We start from the raw sequence: 6422 nt of genomic DNA on the forward strand, positions 1-6422 counted from the left end.
GACCGTCCCCGGTGACCCGCGGGGCGGTGGCAACCGTGCTCGCCGTACACGTCCGAGTTTCGACGTTCAGGCTGGTCACGGGGGAGATCGCGGCAGCAACCGCCTTCACCACCACACGAACCGCCAGGCGCGACGCCTGAACCGGACCACTTCCATTCTTGGTGCTATGAGCCTCATTGGACTTCTCGCCGACGTCTCCAAGGACCCGGCGCTGCACAGCGCGATCGAGACCGCCCGGGGCGGCCGCGATCCCCATCTCGACCTCGTCGCCCCCGCGGCGCTGCGCCCCTTCATGGTGGGAGCGCTGGCGGCCGACGCACCCGTGGGCGCGGAGCGGCCGGTTCTCGCCGTCACCGCCACCGAGCGGGAGGCCGTCGACCTGGCCGACGCGCTCAGCTCACTGCTGCCCTCGGAGTCGGTGGCGCACTTCCCGGCGTGGGAGACCCTTCCGCACGAGCGGCTGTCCCCCCGTTCCGACACCGTCGGCCAGCGCCTCGCCGTCCTCCGCCGACTCGCGCACCCGGACCCCGCGGACCCGCTGACCGCCCCGCTGCGCGTGGTCGTGGCCCCGGTACGAAGCGTGCTCCAGCCGCTGGTCGGCGGACTCGGCGACCTCGAGCCCGTCCGGATCCGGCCCGGCGACGACGTCGCGCTGGAGGAGGTGGTCAGCAACCTCACCAACACCGGTTACGCCCGCGTGGACCTGGTGGAGAAGCGCGGCGACATGGCCGTGCGCGGAGGCATCCTGGACGTCTTCCCGCCGACCGAGGAGCACCCCCTCCGGTTGGAGTTCTGGGGCGACACCGTCGAGGACATCCGGTACTTCCAGGTTGCCGACCAGCGCTCTATCACGCCCCTCGAGAGCGGCGACGACCCGCGGACCAGCGCCGCCTCCGGCCTGTTCGCGCCGCCCTGTCGGGAGCTGCTGCTCACCGAGACCGTCCGCGGGCGCGCCCGCGCCCTGGCCGACGAGCACCCCTCCCTGGCCGAGGTCCTCACCAAGATCGCCGACGGGGTGTCGGTCGAGGGCATGGAAGCGTTCGCCCCGGTGCTCGCCGAGCGCATGGAGCCGCTTTTCACCTACCTGCCCGACAACGCCATGGTGGTGGGCTGCGACCCCGAACGGATCCGCGCCCGCGCCCTGGAGCTGGAGGCCACCAGCGCCGAGTTCCTGGACGCGTCGTGGATCAACGCGGCCTCCGGCGGCGAGGCCCCCATCGACCTGGGCGAGTCCGCTTACATGTCCATCTCCGAGCTGCGCAGCATCGCCGCCGACCTGGGTCTGCCCTGGTGGGGACTGACCCCGTTCAGCTCCGGAGAGACGAACGACGCCGGCGAGGAGGACAACGCGGTCGTGGTGGGCGCGGTACCCGCGGACACCTACCGCGGCGACACCGAGCGCGCCTTGGCCGACGTGAAGAGCTGGTTGCACGACAACTGGAGCGTCGTGCTGGTCACCCAGGGGCACGGGCCCGCCGAGCGCCTCGTGGCGATGCTGCGCGACGCCGGTCTCGGTGCGACGCTCGCCGCCGACCTGCTCGAACCGCCCAAGGACGCGATCGCGACCGTCACCACCGGCATGGTCGACCACGGCTTCCTGCTGCGCTCGGTGCACACGGTGGTGCTCACCGAGACCGATCTGGCGGGGCAGAAGTCCTCCACCCGCGACATGCGCCGGATGCCGAGCCGCCGCAAGGGCACCGTCGACCCGCTCCAGCTCAAGCCGGGCGACCACGTCGTGCACGAACAGCACGGGGTCGGCCGCTACCTGGAGATGGTCAGCCGCCAGATCCAGGGCGCCACCCGCGAATACCTGCTCATCGAGTACGCGCCGTCCAAGCGCGGGCAGCCCGGCGACCGGCTGTTCGTGCCGACCGAGCAGCTCAGCGAGGTCACCCGGTACGTGGGCGGCGAGGCACCGACCCTGTCCAAGATGGGCGGCGCCGACTGGAACAAGGCCAAGAGCCGTGCCCGCAAGGTCGTCCGCGAGATCGCCGGTGACCTGATCCGGCTGTACTCGGCGCGGCAGGCCTCGCCGGGGCACGCCTTCGGCCCGGACACCCCGTGGCAGCACGAGCTGGAGGACGCCTTCCCCTACGTGGAGACGCCCGACCAGATGGCCGCGATCGACGAGGTCAAGGCGGACATGGGCAAGTCGGTCCCGATGGACCGGCTGATCTGCGGCGACGTGGGTTACGGCAAGACCGAGGTGGCGGTACGGGCCGCGTTCAAGGCCGTACAGGAAGGCAAGCAGGTCGCCCTGCTGGTGCCCACCACCCTGCTGGTCCAGCAGCACCTGTCCACGTTCAGCGAGCGGTACGCGTCCTTCCCCATCTCGGTGAAGCCGATGTCGCGGTTCCAGACCGACGGCGAGGTGGAGGTCACCCGCGAGGGGTTGCGCTCGGGCGAGGTCGACGTGGTCATCGGCACGCACCGGCTGCTGTCCCAGGAGACCCGGTTCAAGGACCTGGGCCTGGTCATCGTCGACGAGGAACAGCGCTTCGGCGTGGAGCACAAGGAGGCCCTGAAGCGGCTGCGCACCCAGGTGGACGTGCTCGCGATGTCGGCGACACCCATCCCCCGCACCTTGGAGATGGGTCTGACGGGCATCCGTGAGATGACCACGATCCTCACCCCGCCGGAGGAGCGCCACCCGGTACTCACCTTCGTCGGCCCCTACGAGGACAAGCAGATCACCGCTGCGATCCGGCGCGAGCTGATGCGCGAGGGACAGGTGTTCTTCGTGCACAACCGGGTGGCGTCGATCGACAAGGTGGCCGCCTCCATCAAGCGCCTGGTGCCCGAGGCCCGGGTGGCGTACGCGCACGGCCAGATGAACGAGCAGCAGCTCGAGAAGGTCATGGTCGACTTCTGGGAGAAGAACTTCGACGTGCTGGTCTCCACGACCATCGTCGAGTCCGGCCTGGACGTGCCCAACGCCAACACCCTGATCATCGACCGCGCCGACACCTACGGCCTGTCGCAGCTGCACCAGCTGCGCGGCCGGGTGGGCCGCGGCCGTGAGCGCGCCTACGCGTACTTCCTGTACCCGCCGGAGAAGCCCTTGAGCGAGACCGCCTACGAGCGCCTCGCGACGGTGGCACAGCACACCGAGACCGGTGCGGGCATGTACGTGGCGATGAAGGACCTGGAGATCCGGGGCGCGGGCAACATCCTGGGCGCCGAGCAGTCCGGGACCATCGCCGGGGTGGGCTTCGACCTGTACGTGCGCATGGTCGGTGAGGCCGTGGCCGAGCTCAAGGGCGACCCGGAGGCCGCCCCCGAGGCCGAGACCAAGGTCGAGCTGCCGATCAACGCGCACATCCCGCACGACTACGTGCCGGGCGAACGGCTGCGGTTGCAGTCGTACAAGCGGATCGCGAGTGTCACCAGCGAAGAGGACATCCTCGCCGCCTACGAGGAGCTCACCGACCGGTACGGCACCCCGCCCCAGCCGGTGGACAACCTCATGGCGGTGGCCCGGTTCCGGGTACTGGCCAAGTCGGCGGGGCTGGCAGACGTGGTCTTGCAGGGCAACCAGATCCGCTTCTCCCCCGTGGAGCTGCGCGAGTCCCAGGAGCTGCGGCTGCGGCGGATGTACCCCAAGTCGGTGCGGAAGGAAGCCGCGAAGACCCTCCTCGTACCGGTCCCCAAGGCCGGAGGGATGGGCGCCAAGCCGCTGCGCGACCTGGAACTGCTCAAGTGGTGCACCGACCTGGTGAACGCCATCTTCGAGCCGCACGGCACCCGCCGCGAAGGCCGGAACGACAGCTGAGGGGCCGGGCCGCCCGGGCGGGCTTCCCGGGCGGCCCGGCTCCCGGCCGCCCGGTCCCGAGCGGCTCAGTTCCGGTTCGTGGTGTCGATGTCCTCGGGGGCGGCCTCGTAGGTGATGCCGAACATGTCGTCCTCGGACTCCTCGTCCGTGCGGCCGCCCCGGCGCCACCAGCCGCCTCCCCCGGCGCGCTTCTCCGAACGCCGTTGGGCCCGCAGCTCCGCACGGGCCTCCTTCCGGGCCTGGCGCTCGACCGCACGGTCCCGCTTGCGGGCCTCTCGCACCCGCTTGAGCTCGGCCCGCCGTTCGACGATGGTGGGCTCCTCCTCCACCTCGTCGTCGGCCTCCTCCCCACGGCGGTGCAGCGCCGTCACCGTGGCCAGTCCCTTGCCCACCGGGACGTCCGGAGGCAGCTCCACGACCGGCGGCGAGGGTTCCGAACTCTTCTCCGCCTTGGCCTCCTCCCGCTGAGTGACCACAGTGCGGCTCAGCTTGCGCGAGTACCACCAGTTCGCGATCCACGCCGCCACCGCCGCGGCCACACCCACCTCCAGGGCGGCCACCAGGCCGACCTGCCAGGCCGAGGGGCCCACCTCGGTGAGCCGTTGGGCACCGAGCGCCCCGCCCGCCAACGCGGCCAGCGCGGCGCACAGCATCCCCGTCGTCACACCGCACACGAACCCCCACAGGGGTGCCGCTTCGCTGACCACGTCCGGCGCGCTGCGCTGGGTCAGCACCCCGCCGACCGCCCCGGCCACGAACGGTACCGCCAGCGCCGCCAGTGACAGCGCCGGAGCGGCTCCGTTGGCGGGCAGCGCCGCCAGCATCGGCAGCGCGGGCACCGCACCCACCGACACCCCGGTGGGTGCGACCACCGTGGCCTCACCCACCGCGAAACCCGGGCCGAGCGCGTAGCAGACCGCGAAGACCACCGCGTTGGGCAGGTAGGCCAACTGGACGAGTACCAGGAGCACACCGCCCACCACGCCGGGCCCGAGCGCCCGCGTGGTGTCGATCGCTTCGGGAAGGTTCACCGCCAGCGCCGTCAGGAACAGCAGCAGCCCGCCCGCCAGCAGCGTCCCCGTCGACGCGAGCATCCCCACCAGCAGCGACCGCGACCGAGCGGGCATCAGGTCGAGGAGGTCGCCCACGGCCACGCCCTTGTCCCTCATGAGCTGGCGCAGTACGCCCAGCCCCCCGGCGAGGAACGCGGTCAGGAAGCCCATGAGGAGGGCGCGAGGCATGCTCGGCTCGAAAGCCTCGGTGTGCGCGAGCAGGGCCAGCGTGCCCGCGATCGCCGCGTAGGGGCCGGCGATGGCCAGTGCGGCCCGGTACACGTGCCTGAGCCGCTCGATCTCGCAGCTGCGGGCCAACCACCGGCCGAAACGGTACAGCAGCAGCCCCGGCAGCAGCACCAGCCCCAGGGGCAGCAGGCTGATATCGCCTTCGGGCATCGCGAAGGAGACGTGGTGGCCCACCAACCAGGCCAGGACGGCGCCGCGCAACAGGTCGGCGATGTCCTCACCGAAGGTGTCGTGGGGCGCGGCCACCCACCCGACCATGGTGAGGGTGATGATCACCGCCAGCCCGATACCCGCGGCGGAGGCGGCGGCGATCCCGCCGGTGGAGTAGACCGGCCGGGCGGGCCCGGTCTCGGCCGCGGGCTCGCTCCCGGATCCGCCGTCGGCTCCGGTCTTGGACCGCTTCGGTTGTCGGCCTCGGTCGGGGGGAGATCCTGGCGTACTCACCCGACTTATGCTGCCAGGGACCGGAATGCTCCGTGGTATCCCGGCCGCGCGTGTCGTGTCCGCATCGCCCCGGCGGGGAACCTTCTGCAAACGCGATACGTCGTAAGCTGAGAGGCCGCCCCCTACGAAGGATGCCAGATGGCAGAACTCGAACCCGATCGCTATCGCCTGTCCGATGAGGAACGCGACGAAGCGCTGGTTCACCTGCGCACGGCGTTCCAAGAAGGCCGTCTCGGCATCGACGAGCACGAGGAACGCACTGACCGTGCCCTACAGGCGGTCACCAACGGCGACCTGGTCCCGCTCTTCGACGACCTCCCCCGGGCACTACGTCCCGGCTCCCTCACCGGAGGGGCGGAGAAGGGGTCAGCCGCTCCTGAACCTGCCCCCGTGGCACACTCCGCAGGCCCTCCCGAGCCCGCGGAAGCAGCGGACGACCGAGCCCCGCAGCCGCGCGGCCACGGGGCGAACATCGGCGGGCTCTTCGGTTGGGGAGGCTTCCTGCTCCTGGTGTGGGGCGTGCCCGTTCTCGTCAACGGCAGCCTCGTCCCCATCGCGATCTTCCTGGGGTTCTTCTGTCTGATGGTGGTCGGGCCGCTCGCCGGGCAACTGGCCTACAACCGCCACCGCCGCCTGCAGGGTGGAGGCGGGCCCGGCCGGATCAGCGAAGGCTGACACCCGCTCAGCGAAACGGCTCCGCCCCGCCTACCGGAAATCCGGCGGCGGGGCGGAGCCGTTCGAAAGCCCTACGGGGCGAACCTCTTAGAAGAGCTCACGGGCCAGCTGGGCGGTCTCGGTCGGGGTCTTGCCGACCTTGACACCCACAGCCTCCAGAGCCTCCTTCTTGGCCGCAGCCGTACCCGAAGAACCCGACACGATGGCACCCGCATGGCCCATCGTCT

At 71.1% G+C, this 6422-nt stretch carries 3 protein-coding genes and 1 pseudogene; 2 read left to right on the plus strand and 2 right to left on the minus strand.

The features are described from left to right. Nucleotides 1–166: 166 nt before the first annotated feature. Nucleotides 167–3775 (plus strand): transcription-repair coupling factor, encoded by a 3609-nt coding sequence (gene mfd / locus ACYVDG_RS01095; protein ID WP_460745823.1) that lies wholly within the window; start codon nt 167–169, stop codon nt 3773–3775. A 65-nt stretch (nt 3776–3840) separates the two neighbouring features. Here the strand turns inward: mfd and ACYVDG_RS01100 are convergent, their stop codons facing one another. Further along, nucleotides 3841–5520, minus strand: a complete 1680-nt coding sequence (locus ACYVDG_RS01100; protein WP_460745825.1) for a cell division protein PerM — start codon at nt 5518–5520, stop codon at nt 3841–3843. Nucleotides 5521–5658: 138 nt separating this feature from the next. Between ACYVDG_RS01100 and ACYVDG_RS01105 the strand changes: the two genes are divergently transcribed. Next, the gene (locus ACYVDG_RS01105; RefSeq protein WP_460745828.1) at nt 5659–6195 is read left to right on the plus strand and encodes a DUF1707 SHOCT-like domain-containing protein; all 537 of its coding nucleotides are present in this window, start codon (nt 5659–5661) and stop codon (nt 6193–6195) included. Between the two features lie 87 nt (nt 6196–6282). Here the strand turns inward: ACYVDG_RS01105 and ACYVDG_RS01110 are convergent. Further along, nucleotides 6283–6422 (minus strand): annotated as a pseudogene (locus tag ACYVDG_RS01110) (succinate--CoA ligase subunit alpha); the annotation flags it as partial.

It is taken from the genome of Nocardiopsis oceani (assembly GCF_054777395.1).